The organism is Shewanella mesophila, assembly GCF_019457515.1.
GTDB classification, from domain to species: domain Bacteria; phylum Pseudomonadota; class Gammaproteobacteria; order Enterobacterales; family Shewanellaceae; genus Shewanella; species Shewanella mesophila.
Genome location: NZ_CP080421.1, coordinates 292,341 through 312,047 on the forward strand (window position 1 = coordinate 292,341; position 19,707 = coordinate 312,047).

Annotated in this window: 5 protein-coding genes; all 5 read right to left on the reverse strand. The window is 47.6% G+C overall.

Going from position 1 to position 19,707, the window contains the following annotated elements:
- Nucleotides 1-11 precede the first annotated feature (11 nt).
- A complete protein-coding gene (locus tag K0I73_RS01435) occupies nucleotides 12-617 on the reverse strand; it encodes an OmpA family protein (RefSeq protein ID WP_220062787.1) in 606 nt (201 codons plus the stop codon).
- A complete protein-coding gene (locus K0I73_RS01440) occupies nucleotides 617-2,029 on the reverse strand; it encodes a TolC family outer membrane protein (protein WP_220062788.1) in 1,413 nt (470 codons plus the stop codon). The genes K0I73_RS01435 and K0I73_RS01440 overlap by 1 nt, the downstream gene beginning before the upstream one ends.
- 31 nt (nucleotides 2,030-2,060) lie before the next feature.
- Nucleotides 2,061-3,443: an HlyD family type I secretion periplasmic adaptor subunit gene (locus tag K0I73_RS01445; RefSeq protein ID WP_220062789.1), complete on the reverse strand. Its 1,383-nt coding sequence runs from the start codon at nucleotides 3,441-3,443 to the stop codon at nucleotides 2,061-2,063.
- A complete protein-coding gene (locus K0I73_RS01450; protein ID WP_220062790.1) occupies nucleotides 3,436-5,616 on the reverse strand; it encodes a type I secretion system permease/ATPase in 2,181 nt (726 codons plus the stop codon). The genes K0I73_RS01445 and K0I73_RS01450 overlap by 8 nt, the downstream gene beginning before the upstream one ends.
- Nucleotides 5,617-5,779: 163 nt before the next feature.
- Complete coding sequence (locus tag K0I73_RS01455) at nucleotides 5,780-19,534, reverse strand: cadherin-like domain-containing protein (RefSeq protein WP_220062791.1); 13,755 nt, start codon at nucleotides 19,532-19,534, stop codon at nucleotides 5,780-5,782.
- Nucleotides 19,535-19,707: the final 173 nt, after the last annotated feature.

A 19,707-nucleotide genomic window follows, 5' to 3' on the forward strand; every position in this document is an offset into this window, starting at 1 on the left:
ACAATTACTGCTTATTTAACTTGTTCATCAACTGTGTAGATGTGCCATTTCATATCGGCAGTCGTATCTTCACCTGTGAGTTCGGCAATAACACGACGGTTTCGAGTATGAGCCATCTTAGTATGAGTAGGATCGACAGGACGGTCATAGCTATAACCTATGGCTGTCACCCTATCACTTTCTATACCAAAACGTTCTGATAGCAAGGAACTCACAGCATTCGCTCTGTTCTGTGACAGGGTTAAGTTATGCTCGTAAGAGCCCGTTTTACTACAGTGACCTTCGATTGTAACTTGAGTATTTGGAAACTGCTGCATAAAAGTCGCAACCGTTTCTACTTGGTTATAATATTGTGGGTCGATGTAGAAAGAGTCATTGGCAAAAAGGATCTTAAGTTCTTGACGTTCATTAATCGGTTTGACCTTTCCACAACCATAGTTGTCGATCGACGCCCCTTGAACCGTGTCATTGCAGCGCTCTCTGGCCACGATAACGCCATCTCTATCGTTGTCATTGAGATCAAAAACTTGGTTTGTTGGCTCGTCCATGGTGACTACGTCACGGGAAGCACAGCCGCCCATTAAGGCAAAGCTAAGGATGATAAGTAAGGCTTTCATTATTTAACTCCCCCTTCGTACTCGCGTTCACCTTTCCAGACATCGGGGCGTGTGACACGAAGTGACTCTAATAGTCGTCCTGTTGCGTTTAGAATACGGTATTCTGAGATAATTTCATCGTACTCGGCTTCTAGATAATCCTTACGAGCTTCAAATAGTTCATTCTCGGTATCGAGTAAATCGAGCAAGGTTCTTTGACCCAGATTAAACTGCTGGCTATAAGCCACTTGGGTATCCTTAGCTGCAATGACATGTTCGCGAATATACATCTTTTGTGGTTCAAGCATTTCGTAGGCATTCCAAGCAAGATTTACCCCTTCAACCACTTGACGATATGCCCGTTGGCGGATCTCTTTTGCTTCACCCACTTTGTATGCTGCTTCTTTTTCACGGGCTAAATCCTTACCGCCAGCGAATAAGTTGTATTTTACCCTGACCATGGCGACAAGATCGTTACTGTGACCACCGACATTTTGTGAGGCGAATGCCGAATAGCCATCTTCACCATCTAAATTGTCGTTCCAATTACCACCAAGTTCTAAAGACAACTTAGGGTAATAGTTGGATTGTGCCGAGGAGCGTTCATTTTCAGCAGCATTGATATCACTCGATGCCGACTTTAAGATCGGGTGATTATCTTGGGCTAATGTTAGGCTGCTATTGAGATCGGCTGGCAACATATCATCGTCGGGTACAGGCACGATAAGGTTTTCAGGTTCTTTTTCTACAATGCGCATGAATTGTGCTTTTGCATCATAGAAATTGTTTTTGGCTGAAATAACGTTGGCATTTGCTCGAGCAAGACGGCCTGTAATCTGTGAAAGATCGGCTACTGAACCAAGACCAGAATCGGTACGCTGTTTAATTTGGTCGTAAATATCTTTGTGGCTTTGTAGGTTCTTTTCTGCAAGCGTTAATACTTGCTCGGCGCGGATATAGTTTACATAAACCCTTGCCACTTCCAGTGCCATATCTTCTGCAGCAGCAAAGAGTGCCCACTGATCTGCGCTGGCTTCAAAGCTGTAACGATCGACTTCGCTAGATGTGTAGAAACCATCGAATAGCATCTGTTTGATGCTAAAGCCGACTTCACTACGCATTAACTCGATAACACCTTCGTCATCAACGTCACCTTGATTCTTCTTCCTACGTGTCGATGGGCTATTAGTTTGTTCCCAACCATAGCCACCGCTGATATCAACGGTTGGCATATAGCCTGCAACTGCTTGATTAACTTGTTCTTCTCTCGCTTTAAAGCGATTGAATGCGATGCGAATATCTGGATTGGTATCCAGAGTGTGTGCAACTGCTTGCTCTAACGTTTGGCTAGAACAGACTCCGGGCAGTAACATCGCGCTAACGGCCAGTGCCAAGGCACTTCGCTTTAGCTGACGTACGGTTTGCTTACTCATTGTTTAACCCCCCTGGTTATTTGTTGTGAACTTAGCGTTCACGTAGGGCAGTATCTCTTGCCCTCAAAATCGGATTAAGTATGTACTCTAGAACGGATCTTTGCCCAATAATTACATCAACCGAGGTCAACATTCCCGGTATGATAGGCATTAGGGTTCCATCGTCTTTCGTCAGACTTGATAGTTCAGTTCTAACCCTTACAAGATAGAAACTGTTTCCTTCTTCGTCCTGTGTTGTATCGGCACTGATGTGCTCTACAACGCCGTTCAAGCCACCATAACGGGTGAAGTCATATGCGGTGACTTTAACAACGGCGGGTAAGCCAGGATGTAAAAATGCGATGTCTTTCGGGAGAATTTTGGTTTCTATTAGCAATTGATCTTCCGATGGCACGATCTCGATAATATCAATGCCAGGTTGAACGACGCCCCCAAGAGTATTGATATGGACTGTTTTAATTGTCCCGTTTACTGGTGAAACAATTTCAGCCTTGCTGACCTTATCCTGCGCGCCAACTTGTGCTTCGTTCATGCGTGATAAGCGAGTCTGCATTTCATTGAGTTGTTTGCGAGTGTCTTCAGCGAATACTAATAATGCCTCTCGTCGCTTTAATATTGCTTCATCTTGAGACGCTTTCACTTTAGGACGTAATAGCCTAACGGAAGCTAATTCCCCGCGAATATCATTAACGATACGTTCGAGTTTCAGTAGTTCAACTTCTGGCACTATGCCTTTATCAGCAAGCGGTCTTGTCAGTTCCAATTCGCGGCTAACTAATTGAAAGCTCTTAGTTAGAGTCGTGATTTTGGATGCTAACTCTTCAGTTTCTTGCTGCTTTTGTTGGATCTGCCGGGCTAAAATCTCAAGTTGATTGCTGAGATTATCTAAACGCCCTTCATATTCTTCTCTCTGGCGGCGGACTAAGTCGGGCTCATCTTCAATTAATGATTGGGTAAACTGTAAGGGCTGTTTGACGATTTTGACTTGTTCACGCCAGTCAGTCGCCACATCTGAAATCGTGATGCTATTTAGTTCGGTGCGCAGACGTAACACGTTGGCTTGGAGACTATAGACCTCTTGTTCTTGTTGGGCAAAGTCAGACTTAAAGCGAGTATCATCGATACGAACCAAAGGCTGACCTTTAGTGACAATCATGCCTTCTTGAACATAAAGTTCCTGCATGATCCCGCCATCTAAACTTTGAATAACTTGTATTTGAGAAGAGGGAATCACTTTACCTGTACCTGTTGTGACTCTATCAAGTTCGGCAAAGTAGGCCCAAAGCAAAAAGCATAATGCTAGTGCTGAAAGTGCCCAGATAATCAGGCGGTGGCTGGTTGGTGCATCTGTCATCATTGCACCGTAAACGTCATCGACCATCTCTAAGTCGTGGGTAGTTAGATGCTTACTCACTCTTCGGTCCTCCAGCAAGTAAGCCTTTGGCAAGCTGATTAAGCACAGTATCTTTAGGACCGTCGGCGACTAAGTGACCACGATCTAGCACTATAATGCGATCGACTAGGTTTAATAGATGCATTTTATGAGTGATCAGTAGCAAAGTTCTCTCTTTAGCTACATTTTGCATTGCACGAATAAACTGTTTTTCAGCTCGAGCATCTAAACTGGCCGTAGGTTCATCCATTAGAAGTACTGGCGGATCGTTTAAGGTTGCTCTGGCGAGAGCAATTGTTTGGCGTTGACCACGAGATAATGATTGTCCGCCTTCGCCGACCTGCTGATCTAAGCCTTCAGTTTCGATATCGGTAAATTGATTGACGCCCGATAATTGTACAGCTCTAATCAATTGGTGCTCTGTGACCTGACGAGTACCGAACAAAATATTATCTCGGATTGAACCATGAAATAGCGTTATATCTTGGGGAAGATAGCCAAAGTTTCTGCGAAGATCGGTTGGATGAATTTGAGCCGAGTCTAAGCCGTCATAACGTAGGCTGCCTTTTGAGGGTTGATATAGTCCCACAAGCAGTTTAGCTAAAGAGCTCTTACCTGAGCCGTTGCGGCCTATGATCGCAACTCGTTCACCTGGAGCGATGGAGAGTGACATGGGATGCAGCACAGGTCGTTCAGAACCTGGATAATTAAAGCTGATATGGTCAGCATTAATCTGCCCTTCAAGTCGCTGCTTACTGACTAAGTGACCCTTATTCTCAAATTCATCTTCTTGGGTCATGATCTGGTCAAGTTGCCGCAGTGCACTTGCAGTATGGTTGCCGCGAGTCATTAGTCCGGCAAGCTGTGCCATAGGTGAAATAGCACGGCTAGATAAGATCACTGCTGCGATAATACCCCCCATCGAGATTTCGTTATCCGCAACGCGATAAACCCCGAGGATAACCACACACACTACAGACAGCTGGACGGTGAAATTGGCGATGTTGGTAACAGATGTCGAAATTTTCTTGGCCTTTAGTTGCCAGTTGGCTGTGTGGCCAATCATTTGCTGCCAACTTTTTTGCACAAGTCCTTCTGCTCCGCTTGATTTTATCGATTCAAGAGAAGCCAGCGATTCAATCAGATGGCCATGTTTTAGGCTGGCAAATTTGTTACTTTCTTCAATTGCAGCTTTCAAGCGAGGTTGCATTATCAAAGTGTAAATGATGATAATGGCACCACCGATGACGGGAATTAGCGCTAGATCGCCAGCAACGATATAAATGATGATCATGAAAAATACAGCAAAGGGTAAGTCGACCAGTGTGGTTATCGTTGCTGAAGTCAGGATCTCTCGAATACTGTCAAATTCACCTAACTGTCTTGCCATTCCCCCGACGCTCGGAGAGCGCTTCTCTAACGGAATACCAATGGCTTTAGCAAACAATCTTGATGAAACAATGATATCAACTTTTTTCCCTGCAACATCAATTAAATAGGCGCGCAATTGACGCATGATTAAATCAAATATGTAGGCAATCCCTGCACCGATAGCTAATACCCAAAGTGATTCAAATGCAAGATTCGGAACAACCTTATCGTAAACATTCATGATAAACAGTGGGGAAACTAAGGCAAACAGGTTAACCAATACCGATGCGATAAGGGCATCGCGATAGATTGGAGCCGAATCCTTTAGGGTTTGCAGCAACCAGTGTGATTTGTTGTCATGTTGGTGCAGGTCAAAGCCCATATCGCCGCGATATTGCTGCTTAACGAGAAACAGGTAACCAACATACATGGCTTCAAGCTCTTCAATAGAAAGTTGCTCTTCACCACCTGTTTCAGGCAGTTGAATCACGGCTCTATCTTTGTCGAAGTCAATCTCTCGTAACAAGCATGCCTTTTTATCTTTAAGTAATAAGATACAAGGTAGAAAAATGGGCGAAATTTGATTTAAGCCTTTGCGGGTTAGTTTTGCGGTAAGACCTGCTCGCCCTGCTGCTTGAGGTACTAATTCTGGCGTTAAAACACTGCCGGACAGGGGTAACCCTGCGGCTAAGGATTCGCTAGAGCATGGGCTGCCAAAATATTCGGTCAATAAGACTAAACTGTCTAACAAGGGGTCGACAGTCACTCTTTGGGAGGCTGAAACCGTCCATTGCTCAGTTTTTGGAGACGCTGTTGATTGCACCTTAAAAACTTATCCTTAAGATTTTATTAAAAATTCTATAAATGAATTATAGAAGTAATAGCTACACATAACAAAAGTATTAATAGTTAGGCATGATAAAAACATGAATAGCACCAATCTGCTAAATAGCAAATTGGCGCTATTAGTTATGTTTTATCTAGCGCTAAAAACTATGCAGTTGATCATGGTCGCTAAGTGGGTTGAACGTTTCAGTTCCAGTCGCACTGCTGCTAGCCGATGCGTCACTAATAATCAGTGCGCTTTCCCCATTACTATTTAACAGGGAGTTGATCACTTCAGCATCACTACTAACACCAAGTTGCTCAAATAGATTCACACCATCAAGAACGATCATTTGGTCGACATTACCGTCATCGTTAGCATCGACCTCAATAGTTGTTGAACCATTTTCGACGGTAAAGTGCAGATAATTTGCCAAATTACCTGTGTCTTCACCTTGCAATAGGTCGCTTAGATCGAGCTTATCTTGATTAACATTAAAGTCAGTTATATGGTCGGTGCCTGTGTCACCTTGTTGCCATACAAAGATATCACTACCATTATCTCCACGAAGAACATCATCGCCAAGTCCACCAACTAAGATATCGTTACCTGCTCCGCCACGAAGTCCGTCATTATGATCTCCGCCCTCTATATGATCGTTGCCAGTATGTCCATATAAAATATCAGAACCAGATTGGCCATAAATATGATCATTTCCGCTACCTCCGTTCACCACATCGGCTTTTTGGGAGGCCACATCATTTGCCAATAATATGCCGTCGTTATCAACTATAGAGTCATGACCTTTCAGAGATCCTGTCATTATGTGATGGTTTTGTATTTCAGATATAGATAGTTCTAGATCGTTATCACTTCCATAGCCTGCTGAACCAGTTTTTCCAGCATAAATGATATCATCGCCCTTTGCTGTCTCTATATGATCGTTACCATCGCCACTACTAACGACTTGTTTATTGCTACTAGAATAACTCGTTAAGTTGGCACCAGAAGCTGATACTTTATCGCCCTCGGCATTGGTAATCACACCACTTTTGTTGCCGCCAAAGTTAATGTTTAGTTGATCCTGTGCACTACCTTTCTCACCATTTATTACGATAAAGTCGTCATTTAAAGATGAACCCTCGGCAGCTATATTTTTGGCATCAATTATTGGCACGCCATTCCCATCAACAATGTTGACATTAATGCTCAACAGAGCACTTGATGTATCACCATCACCGTCTTGCATTGTATAGGTAAAGGTCTCTACTGCATCATTAGGAATATCACTGGCATTAGTCGTTATTGTATAGGTGTAGGTACCATCAGCATTGAGCACTAAGTTACCATAAGTACCGTGTATTGTAGCCGCTACGTTACCAGAAGTACCTGTCGATGTTTCGTCACCAGTCGTAACACCAATGATTGAAACTGCAGTGTCTGCACCAGTGATATCGTTAGATAATACATTACCTTCTGTTGATGGAAGAGAGTAACCGTCACCTTCGGCAATACGAACTACAACTTGATAACTGGTGGCAGCATTTTCGTCAGTATAAATAGTCTGGACAATGTTTCCTTGGTCATCCATAAAACCAATGACTTGTATGGTGTATGTATTTCCTTCGTAGTTAAAGGTTACATTGGTACTGCCTATCGTAATGATATCTTCTGGGTTATCGCCGCTGTTTGGTGTTTCATTATGATTAAACTCAATATCCATCGTAACTGGTGCCGGAACTCCAGATGCATCAAATACTGTGAAAGTGATTTGCATTGTTGCATCAGTTATGGCTGTGCCAGAAGATATAGGGTAGTTGTAGTGCGTAAATGTACCCAATACAATATCTTGATTTAATGGTATCTCACCATTTAAAGCTGCGTCGTTGTCAATAAAGCCATATCCTGATTGAAGTCCATTTGTAGAGCCCCAGCGAATTTGATCGTGACCGTTATCGTTGTCATTACCTCCACCGCCATCACCATCAAATCCGTCAAAAGTATTGACATATAGACCTCCTGAATGGGAAGTCCAGACTGCTTCGACCCCATTCACAAAAAACGAATCAACTGTAACGTTCAAAGAGTTAAAATCATTGTGTGCGGTACCGATATCGTCATAAATGTTCGTGGTTAGTGTTGTGAATGCGGTATCTCCATCAATATCAAAGGCGGTAATCGCAAAGTTGTCATTTATTATGTCGACACCCGAATTGCTATGAGTTTGTGCTTCACTTAATGAGTAGTTATAGCTAATAATGCCATTGTTATAGCTATTTATAATTAAGCTGCCATGTTCCGCAGCAATAACTATAGGAGTTGATGGCGTCGCAGCTAATAACGAGGAAAGTGTAACCGTTGTCGTTACATTTCCGTTTGTGATTTCTATTTTTGCTAAACCGTCATTCGCAATAATGTTCAGTACACCACTATCAGTTAATTGACCAGCACCAGAACCGCTAATTAAGGCTGATTCATCGACGTTAAGGTTTTCTACTTGTCCAAATGACACGTTGTCATCTACTGCAGCTATAACTGCGAAGTGTCCAGTGATGCTATCTCCATCGGCATCAGTTGCAGTTATATTGAAATCAAGCTGTCCATCATTCGGCGAAAGTATTGCTTTATATTGATAGAATTCCCATTGACCAGTGCTTGGGGTGAACTCGACTTTAAATACCAGTTCGCCCGAATCTGTTTGGCCTAAGAGTGTATTGCCAGACAGAGAGGTAACAATACTTTGGCCATCACTAGTAAATAGACCACTCTCATCAGTTCCATCAAAGACCAGAGAGCCCTTACCGTCGGCTCCCCAATTAGTATCAACCGTGCCCGTAGCATAACCAAAAGCGATATCGTCATAGCCTAAAAATTCAATCGCTTTGATGGCAAAATCGCTGTTGTCTCCGGAGTTGTTTACGCCATTATCGAGCGCTCTAATCACCATTTGATCAAAGCCACCCTGTAATACGTTAAAGCGTTCGGCATAGTCTCCGCTGTTTGAATTCGAGCTAAAGGTTTGCGAGCCTACAAGCTGTCCATCGCGATAAAAATCGACAACACCAACTTCTAGTTCGCCTCCAAAAAACATATTATTAAATTCAATATTAACGCCATAAGCTAATTTACCTGCATCTAGAGTAATAATGACCTCTTCTGATGCTGATGTTCCATCTGCAAACTGACGAAAATCAACTTCACCCGCGAGGTTAAGATATGGAGAGTTAACACTTTGAACACCGATGCCGCTGCTATTACCGTATATGTTAGATGCTGTTAGCGTTGAATTAGTGCTGGAGGTAAACCCATTCGCAGTGACTGTAAACCCATCAAAATCGAGTAAGCTATGGCTTCCGCTACTATTAGTAAATGAGAAGCTGCCAACTAGCGTATCAGGGATATCTGTATCTGATACAGCGACAGCGGCAGCATCAGCGATTTCTGGAGCATCATCTTCAATTATTACAGTGAAATCGCCGATATCAGAAGCACCGTTGCCATCGCTGACCGTAACGCCAAAATCGAGTGAAAGGTTATCTTCAGAACCGGTGTCTGCGTGATCAACAGGAGCTAACAGAGTCACGTCATATGACCAAGCTCCCGAAGAACCATTCTCTGGAGCTGTAAGGACAACCGTCATCACTGCAGTATAAGAACTTGTACCTATAGTGCCAACATATCCTGTTAGGGTATTTGTACCATCCCAAGACCATTGAACATTATCACCGCTAGACGTTATGTTTGTTGGCCCAGATAGTGACACTGTAAGGGCATCGCCATCAGCATCATCAATGTTAATCGTCCCCGATGCAGTAACTGAGTTAGTCGTGTCAGTATTACCACTAGTATCAGTAATACCATCAGGTAGACCTTCTTCTGATACACGAGAATTGGTCGTTGAGGTGATTACTGGAGTGTCGTTAGTCGCTGTGATCACCGGAGTGTCACTGTCTTGACCCGTCAATAGCCCATCGGACACGGTCAAGTCGATAGCAGGTAAGGTACCGCCGTTGTTAATGAGATCAGCGCCGGTTTGGGTCAGTACGACAACACCATTCACGAGGGCGTAATAGCCGTCATTGTTAGTGCCTAGCGTGAAGTCTACCGTCAGAGCATCACCGTCTTCATCAAAGGTGGTGTAGGTGGCGGCGACGTCGCCAGCGACAGCACTGTTTTCAGTAAAGTCATTGGCAACCACATCAATAGTTGGTGCATCGTTAGTTGTTGTGATCACCGGAGTGTCACTGTCTTGACCCGTCAATAGCCCATCGGACACGGTCAAGTCGATAGCAGGTAAGGTACCGCCGTTGTTAATGAGATCAGCGCCGGCTTGGGTCAGTACGACAACACCATTCACGAGGGCGTAATAGCCGTCATTGTTAGTGCCTAGCGTGAAGTCTACCGTCAGAGCATCACCGTCTTCATCAAAGGTGGTGTAGGTGGCGGCGACGTCGCCAGCGACAGCACTGTTTTCAGTAAAGTCATTGGCAACCACATCAATAGTTGGTGCATCGTTAGTCGTTGTGATCACCGGAGTGTCACTGTCTTGACCCGTCAATAGCCCATCGGACACGGTCAAGTCGATAGCAGGTAAGGTACCGCCGTTGTTAATGAGATCAGCGCCGGCTTGGGTCAGTACGACAACACCATTCACGAGGGCGTAATAGCCGTCATTGTTAGTGCCTAGCGTGAAGTCTACCGTCAGAGCATCACCGTCTTCATCAAAGGTGGTGTAGGTGGCGGCGACGTCGCCAGCGACAGCACTGTTTTCAGTAAAGTCATTGGCAACCACATCAATAGTTGGTGCATCGTTAGTCGTTGTGATCACCGGAGTGTCACTGTCTTGACCCGTCAATAGCCCATCGGACACGGTCAAGTCGATAGCAGGTAAGGTACCGCCGTTGTTAATGAGATCAGCGCCGGCTTGGGTCAGTACGACAACACCATTCACGAGGGCGTAATAGCCGTCATTGTTAGTGCCTAGCGTGAAGTCTACCGTCAGAGCATCACCGTCTTCATCAAAGGTGGTGTAGGTGGCGGCGACGTCGCCAGCGACAGCACTGTTTTCAGTAAAGTCATTGGCAACCACATCAATAGTTGGTGCATCGTTAGTTGTTGTGATCACCGGAGTGTCACTGTCTTGACCCGTCAATAGCCCATCGGACACGGTCAAGTCGATAGCAGGTAAGGTACCGCCGTTGTTAATGAGATCAGCGCCGGCTTGGGTCAGTACGACAACACCATTCACGAGGGCGTAATAGCCGTCATTGTTAGTGCCTAGCGTGAAGTCTACCGTCAGAGCATCACCGTCTTCATCAAAGGTGGTGTAGGTGGCGGCGACGTCGCCAGCGACAGCACTGTTTTCAGTAAAGTCATTGGCAACCACATCAATAGTTGGTGCATCGTTAGTCGTTGTGATCACCGGAGTGTCACTGTCTTGACCCGTCAATAGCCCATCGGACACGGTCAAGTCGATAGCAGGTAAGGTACCGCCGTTGTTAATGAGATCAGCGCCGGCTTGGGTCAGTACGACAACACCATTCACGAGGGCGTAATAGCCGTCATTGTTAGTGCCTAGCGTGAAGTCTACCGTCAGAGCATCACCGTCTTCATCAACGGTGGTGTAGGTGGCGGCGACGTCGCCAGCGACAGCACTGTTTTCAGTAAAGTCATTGGCAACCACATCAATAGTTGGTGCATCGTTAGTTGTTGTGATCACCGGAGTGTCACTGTCTTGACCCGTCAATAGCCCATCGGACACGGTCAAGTCGATAGCGGGTAAGGTACCGCCGTTGTTAATGAGATCAGCGCCGGCTTGGGTCAGTACGACAACACCATTCACGAGGGCGTAATAGCCGTCATTGTTAGTGCCTAGCGTGAAGTCTACCGTCAGAGCATCACCGTCTTCATCAAAGGTGGTGTAGGTGGCGGCGACGTCGCCAGCGACAGCACTGTTTTCAGTAAAGTCATTGGCAACCACATCAATAGTTGGTGCATCGTTAGTCGTTGTGATCACCGGAGTGTCACTGTCTTGACCCGTCAATAGCCCATCGGACACGGTCAAGTCGATAGCAGGTAAGGTACCGCCGTTGTTAATGAGATCAGCGCCGGCTTGGGTCAGTACGACAACACCATTCACGAGGGCGTAATAGCCGTCATTGTTAGTGCCTAGCGTGAAGTCTACCGTCAGAGCATCACCGTCTTCATCAAAGGTGGTGTAGGTGGCGGCGACGTCGCCAGCGACAGCACTGTTTTCAGTAAAGTCATTGGCAACCACATCAATAGTTGGTGCATCGTTAGTCGTTGTGATCACCGGAGTGTCACTGTCTTGACCCGTCAATAGCCCATCGGACACGGTCAAGTCGATAGCAGGTAAGGTACCGCCGTTGTTAATGAGATCAGCACCGGCTTGGGTCAGTACGACAACACCATTCACGAGGGCGTAATAGCCGTCATTGTTAGTGCCTAGCGTGAAGTCTACCGTCAGAGCATCACCGTCTTCATCAAAGGTGGTGTAGGTGGCGGCGACGTCGCCAGCGACAGCACTGTTTTCAGTAAAGTCATTGGCAACCACATCAATAGTTGGTGCATCGTTAGTCGTTGTGATCACCGGAGTGTCACTGTCTTGACCCGTCAATAGCCCATCGGACACGGTCAAGTCGATAGCAGGTAAGGTACCGCCGTTGTTAATGAGATCAGCGCCGGCTTGGGTCAGTACGACAACACCATTCACGAGGGCGTAATAGCCGTCATTGTTAGTGCCTAGCGTGAAGTCTACCGTCAGAGCATCACCGTCTTCATCAACGGTGGTGTAGGTGGCGGCGACGTCGCCAGCGACAGCACTGTTTTCAGTAAAGTCATTGGCAACCACATCAATAGTTGGTGCATCGTTAGTCGTTGTGATCACCGGAGTGTCACTGTCTTGACCCGTCAATAGCCCATCGGACACGGTCAAGTCGATAGCAGGTAAGGTACCGCCGTTGTTAATGAGATCAGCACCGGCTTGGGTCAGTACGACAACACCATTCACGAGGGCGTAATAGCCGTCATTGTTAGTGCCTAGCGTGAAGTCTACCGTCAGAGCATCACCGTCTTCATCAAAGGTGGTGTAGGTGGCGGCGACGTCGCCAGCGACAGCACTGTTTTCAGTAAAGTCATTGGCAACCACATCAATAGTTGGTGCATCGTTAGTCGTTGTGATCACCGGAGTGTCACTGTCTTGACCCGTCAATAGCCCATCGGACACGGTCAAGTCGATAGCAGGTAAGGTACCGCCGTTGTTAATGAGATCAGCGCCGGCTTGGGTCAGTACGACAACACCATTCACGAGGGCGTAATAGCCGTCATTGTTAGTGCCTAGCGTGAAGTCTACCGTCAGAGCATCACCGTCTTCATCAAAGGTGGTGTAGGTGGCGGCGACGTCGCCAGCGACAGCACTGTTTTCAGTAAAGTCATTGGCAACCACATCAATAGTTGGTGCATCGTTAGTCGTTGTGATCACCGGAGTGTCACTGTCTTGACCCGTCAATAGCCCATCGGACACGGTCAAGTCGATAGCAGGTAAGGTACCGCCGTTGTTAATGAGATCAGCACCGGCTTGGGTCAGTACGACAACACCATTCACGAGGGCGTAATAGCCGTCATTGTTAGTGCCTAGCGTGAAGTCTACCGTCAGAGCATCACCGTCTTCATCAACGGTGGTGTAGGTGGCGGCGACGTCGCCAGCGACAGCACTGTTTTCAGTAAAGTCATTGGCAACCACATCAATAGTTGGTGCATCGTTAGTCGTTGTGATCACCGGAGTGTCACTGTCTTGACCCGTCAATAGCCCATCGGACACGGTCAAGTCGATAGCAGGTAAGGTACCGCCGTTGTTAATGAGATCAGCACCGGCTTGGGTCAGTACGACAACACCATTCACGAGGGCGTAATAGCCGTCATTGTTAGTGCCTAGCGTGAAGTCTACCGTCAGAGCATCACCGTCTTCATCAAAGGTGGTGTAGGTGGCGGCGACGTCGCCAGCGACAGCACTGTTTTCAGTAAAGTCATTGGCAACCACATCAATAGTTGGTGCATCGTTAGTCGTTGTGATCACCGGAGTGTCACTGTCTTGACCCGTCAATAGCCCATCGGACACGGTCAAGTCGATAGCAGGTAAGGTACCGCCGTTGTTAATGAGATCAGCACCGGCTTGGGTCAGTACGACAACACCATTCACGAGGGCGTAATAGCCGTCATTGTTAGTGCCTAGCGTGAAGTCTACCGTCAGAGCATCACCGTCTTCATCAAAGGTGGTGTAGGTGGCGGCGACGTCGCCAGCGACAGCACTGTTTTCAGTAAAGTCATTGGCAACCACATCAATAGTTGGTGCATCGTTAGTTGTTGTGATCACCGGAGTGTCACTGTCTTGACCCGTCAATAGCCCATCGGACACGGTCAAGTCGATAGCAGGTAAGGTACCGCCGTTGTTAATGAGATCAGCGCCGGCTTGGGTCAGTACGACAACACCATTCACGAGGGCGTAATAGCCGTCATTGTTAGTGCCTAGCGTGAAGTCTACCGTCAGAGCATCACCGTCTTCATCAAAGGTGGTGTAGGTGGCGGCGACGTCGCCAGCGACAGCACTGTTTTCAGTAAAGTCATTGGCAACCACATCAATAGTTGGTGCATCGTTAGTCGTTGTGATCACCGGAGTGTCACTGTCTTGACCCGTCAATAGCCCATCGGACACGGTCAAGTCGATAGCAGGTAAGGTACCGCCGTTGTTAATGAGATCAGCACCGGCTTGGGTCAGTACGACAACACCATTCACGAGGGCGTAATAGCCGTCATTGTTAGTGCCTAGCGTGAAGTCTACCGTCAGAGCATCACCGTCTTCATCAAAGGTGGTGTAGGTGGCGGCGACGTCGCCAGCGACAGCACTGTTTTCAGTAAAGTCATTGGCAACCACATCAATAGTTGGTGCATCGTTAGTCGTTGTGATCACCGGAGTGTCACTGTCTTGACCCGTCAATAGCCCATCGGACACGGTCAAGTCGATAGCAGGTAAGGTACCGCCGTTGTTAATGAGATCAGCACCGGCTTGGGTCAGTACGACAACACCATTCACGAGGGCGTAATAGCCGTCATTGTTAGTGCCTAGCGTGAAGTCTACCGTCAGAGCATCACCGTCTTCATCAAAGGTGGTGTAGGTGGCGGCGACGTCGCCAGCGACAGCACTGTTTTCAGTAAAGTCATTGGCAACCACATCAATAGTTGGTGCATCGTTAGTCGTTGTGATCACCGGAGTGTCACTGTCTTGACCCGTCAATAGCCCATCGGACACGGTCAAGTCGATAGCAGGTAAGGTACCGCCGTTGTTAATGAGATCAGCACCGGCTTGGGTCAGTACGACAACACCATTCACGAGGGCGTAATAGCCGTCATTGTTAGTGCCTAGCGTGAAGTCTACCGTCAGAGCATCACCGTCTTCATCAACGGTGGTGTAGGTGGCGGCGACGTCGCCAGCGACAGCACTGTTTTCAGTAAAGTCATTGGCAACCACATCAATAGTTGGTGCATCGTTAGTCGTTGTGATCACCGGAGTGTCACTGTCTTGACCCGTCAATAGCCCATCGGACACGGTCAAGTCGATAGCAGGTAAGGTACCGCCGTTGTTAATGAGATCAGCACCGGCTTGGGTCAGTACGACAACACCATTCACGAGGGCGTAATAGCCGTCATTGTTAGTGCCTAGCGTGAAGTCTACCGTCAGAGCATCACCGTCTTCATCAAAGGTGGTGTAGGTGGCGGCGACGTCGCCAGCGACAGCACTGTTTTCAGTAAAGTCATTGGCAACCACATCAATAGTTGGTGCATCGTTAGTTGTTGTGATCACCGGAGTGTCACTGTCTTGACCCGTCAATAGCCCATCGGACACGGTCAAGTCGATAGCAGGTAAGGTACCGCCGTTGTTAATGAGATCAGCGCCGGCTTGGGTCAGTACGACAACACCATTCACGAGGGCGTAATAGCCGTCATTGTTAGTGCCTAGCGTGAAGTCTACCGTCAGAGCATCACCGTCTTCATCAAAGGTGGTGTAGGTGGCGGCGACGTCGCCAGCGACAGCACTGTTTTCAGTAAAGTCATTGGCAACCACATCAATAGTTGGTGCATCGTTAGTTGTTGTGATCACCGGAGTGTCACTGTCTTGACCCGTCAATAGCCCATCGGACACGGTCAAGTCGATAGCAGGTAAGGTACCGCCGTTGTTAATGAGATCAGCGCCGGCTTGGGTCAGTACGACAACACCATTCACGAGGGCGTAATAGCCGTCATTGTTAGTGCCTAGCGTGAAGTCTACCGTCAGAGCATCACCGTCTTCATCAAAGGTGGTGTAGGTGGCGGCGACGTCGCCAGCGACAGCACTGTTTTCAGTAAAGTCATTGGCAACCACATCAATAGTTGGTGCATCGTTAGTCGTTGTGATCACCGGAGTGTCACTGTCTTGACCCGTCAATAGCCCATCGGACACGGTCAAGTCGATAGCAGGTAAGGTACCGCCGTTGTTAATGAGATCAGCGCCGGCTTGGGTCAGTACGACAACACCATTCACGAGGGCGTAATAGCCGTCATTGTTAGTGCCTAGCGTGAAGTCTACCGTCAGAGCATCACCGTCTTCATCAAAGGTGGTGTAGGTGGCGGCGACGTCGCCAGCGACAGCACTGTTTTCAGTAAAGTCATTGGCAACCACATCAATAGTTGGTGCATCGTTAGTCGTTGTGATCACCGGAGTGTCACTGTCTTGACCCGTCAATAGCCCATCGGACACGGTCAAGTCGATAGCAGGTAAGGTACCGCCGTTGTTAATGAGATCAGCACCGGCTTGGGTCAGTACGACAACACCATTCACGAGGGCGTAATAGCCGTCATTGTTAGTGCCTAGCGTGAAGTCTACCGTCAGAGCATCACCGTCTTCATCAAAGGTGGTGTAGGTGGCGGCGACGTCGCCAGCGACAGCACTGTTTTCAGTAAAGTCATTGGCAACCACATCAATAGTTGGTGCATCGTTAGTCGTTGTGATCACCGGAGTGTCACTGTCTTGACCCGTCAATAGCCCATCGGACACGGTCAAGTCGATAGCAGGTAAGGTACCGCCGTTGTTAATGAGATCAGCGCCGGCTTGGGTCAGTACGACAACACCATTCACGAGGGCGTAATAGCCGTCATTGTTAGTGCCTAGCGTGAAGTCTACCGTCAGAGCATCACCGTCTTCATCAAAGGTGGTGTAGGTGGCGGCGACGTCGCCAGCGACAGCACTGTTTTCAGTAAAGTCATTGGCAACCACATCAATAGTTGGTGCATCGTTAGTCGTTGTGATCACCGGAGTGTCACTGTCTTGACCCGTCAATAGCCCATCGGACACGGTCAAGTCGATAGCAGGTAAGGTACCGCCGTTGTTAATGAGATCAGCACCGGCTTGGGTCAGTACGACAACACCATTCACGAGGGCGTAATAGCCGTCATTGTTAGTGCCTAGCGTGAAGTCTACCGTCAGAGCATCACCGTCTTCATCAAAGGTGGTGTAGGTGGCGGCGACGTCGCCAGCGACAGCACTGTTTTCAGTAAAGTCATTGGCAACCACATCAATAGTTGGTGCATCGTCAACAGGGGTGACTTCAATGGTTAAGGTTGCACTTGCACCAGTATTGGTGGTGTAAGTGATCACAGGAACGCTACCGTTCCAGTTGTCATTAGGGGTAAAGGTGTAGGTGCCATCGGCGTTGATGACGACGCTGCCGCCTTCTAGCTCGACGGTGGTGCCTGCGTTGACGGTTTCGCTGTTAACGGTGAAGCTAACCACTGACAAGTCGCTGTCGATATCACTGTCGTTATCCAGTACGTTGCCGGTGGCGAGGGTATCTTCTGCAATCGTGTTGCTGTCGTTGGCCAACACTGAGGCATCATCAACAGGGGTGACCTCAATGGTTAAGGTTGCACTTGCACCGGTATTGGTGGTGTAAGTGATCACCGGAACGCTGCCGTTCCAGTTGTCATTAGGGGTAAAGGTGTAGGTGCCATCGGCGTTGATGACTAATGAGCCGCCTTCTACCTCAACCGTAGTGCCTGCTGCAACGGTTTCGCCGTTAACGGTGAAGCTAACGACGGACAGGTCGCTGTCGATATCACTGTCGTTATCCAGTACGTTGCCGGTGGCGAGGGTATCTTCTGCAATCGTGTTGCTGTCGTTGGCCAACACTGAGGCATCATCAACTGGCGTCACTTCAATGGTTAAGGTTGCACTTGCACCAGTATTGGTGGTGTAAGTGATCACCGGAACGCTGCCGTTCCAGTTATCATTCGGGGTAAAGGTGTATGAGCCATCGGTGTTGATGACTAATGAGCCGCCTTCCACTTCAACTGTGGTGCCCGCGCTGACGGTTTCGCCGTTAACGGTGAAGCTAACGACGGACAGTTCGCTGTCGATATCGCTGTCGTTATCCAGTACGTTGCCGGTGGCGAGGGTATCTTCCGCAATCGTGTTGCTGTCGTTGGCCAACACTGAGGCATCATCAACAGGGGTGACCTCAATGGTTAAGGTTGCACTTGCACCAGTATTGGTGGTGTAAGTGATCACCGGAACGCTGCCGTTCCAGTTGTCATTCGGGGTAAAGGTGTAGGTGCCATCGGTGTTGATGACTAATGAGCCGCCTTCCACTTCAACTGTGGTGCCCGCGCTGACGGTTTCGCCGTTAACTGTGAAGCTAACGACGGACAGTTCGCTGTCGATATCGCTGTCGTTATCCAGTACGTTGCCGGTGGCGAGGGTATCTTCCGCGATCGTGTTGCTGTCGTTGGCCAACACTGAGGCATCATCAACTGGCGTCACTTCAATGGTTAAGGTTGCACTTGCACCAGTATTGGTGGTGTAAGTGATCACCGGAACGCTGCCGTTCCAGTTGTCATTCGGGGTAAAGGTGTAGGTGCCATCGGCGTTGATGACTAATGAGCCGCCTTCTACCTCAACCGTAGTGCCTGCTGCAACGGTTTCGCCGTTAACGGTGAAGCTAACGACGGACAGGTCGCTGTCGATATCACTGTCGTTATCCAGTACGTTGCCGGTGGCGAGGGTATCTTCTGCAATCGTGTTGCTGTCGTTGGCCAACACTGAGGCATCATCAACTGGCGTCACTTCAATGGTTAAGGTTGCACTTGCACCGGTATTGGTGGTGTAAGTGATCACCGGAACGCTGCCGTTCCAGTTATCATTCGGGGTAAAGGTGTATGAGCCATCGGTGTTGATGACTAATGAGCCGCCTTCTACCTCAACCGTAGTGCCTGCTGCAACGGTTTCGCCGTTAACGGTGAGGCTGACCACTGATAGGTCGCTGTCGATATCACTATCGTTATCTAATACGTTGCCAGTGGCGACGGTGTCTTCTGCAATGGTATTGCTGTCATTAATTGCGATGGTGGGGGTTTCATCGTTTGGAATGCTTGTTTGATTAATTACAGTTTGTTCTTGTGGAACTAGGCTTGAGCTATAACCTGATTCTGCTAACGTCTGGGCACCTGTTCGAGCTAGAGAAACAAAATCGGAACCGCCTTCATTACCTTGGGTTCCACCTGAGGCCGTTTCTGGTAAGGATTGGGTTGGATCATCACCAGCAGCAATCAGTGCTTGCAATTGCTCGATTTCATTTAGAGCATCGGTATCTGCTACGTTTATTTCATTGGCTGACAATTCAGAACTGTTATACGTACTACCATCTTGGTATGCGATCTCAAGCGTAGATTCATCAGGGATTGAAACCTTTGTACCAGCAGGAACGTAGTCTCCAACATTAGCAACTTTACTTCCTGTATCAGATTGAATTGATACATTTCCTTGAGTATTTGTGACGTGTCCGTTTTTAGCTGTAACTAGTGATTTCATTCCTGCCCCCGCAGATTAATTAAATACAATCGTAACCAACTGGCTGCAATTGTTAGCGTACTTTTTCGCCAAGAATGAGATGTTAACAGCGATGTTGACAATGGTCAATTTTTTGACGGGAAGGTCATGCTTAAGTATGGGAATAGGTCTAAACGTTTAACAGAAGGAAATAA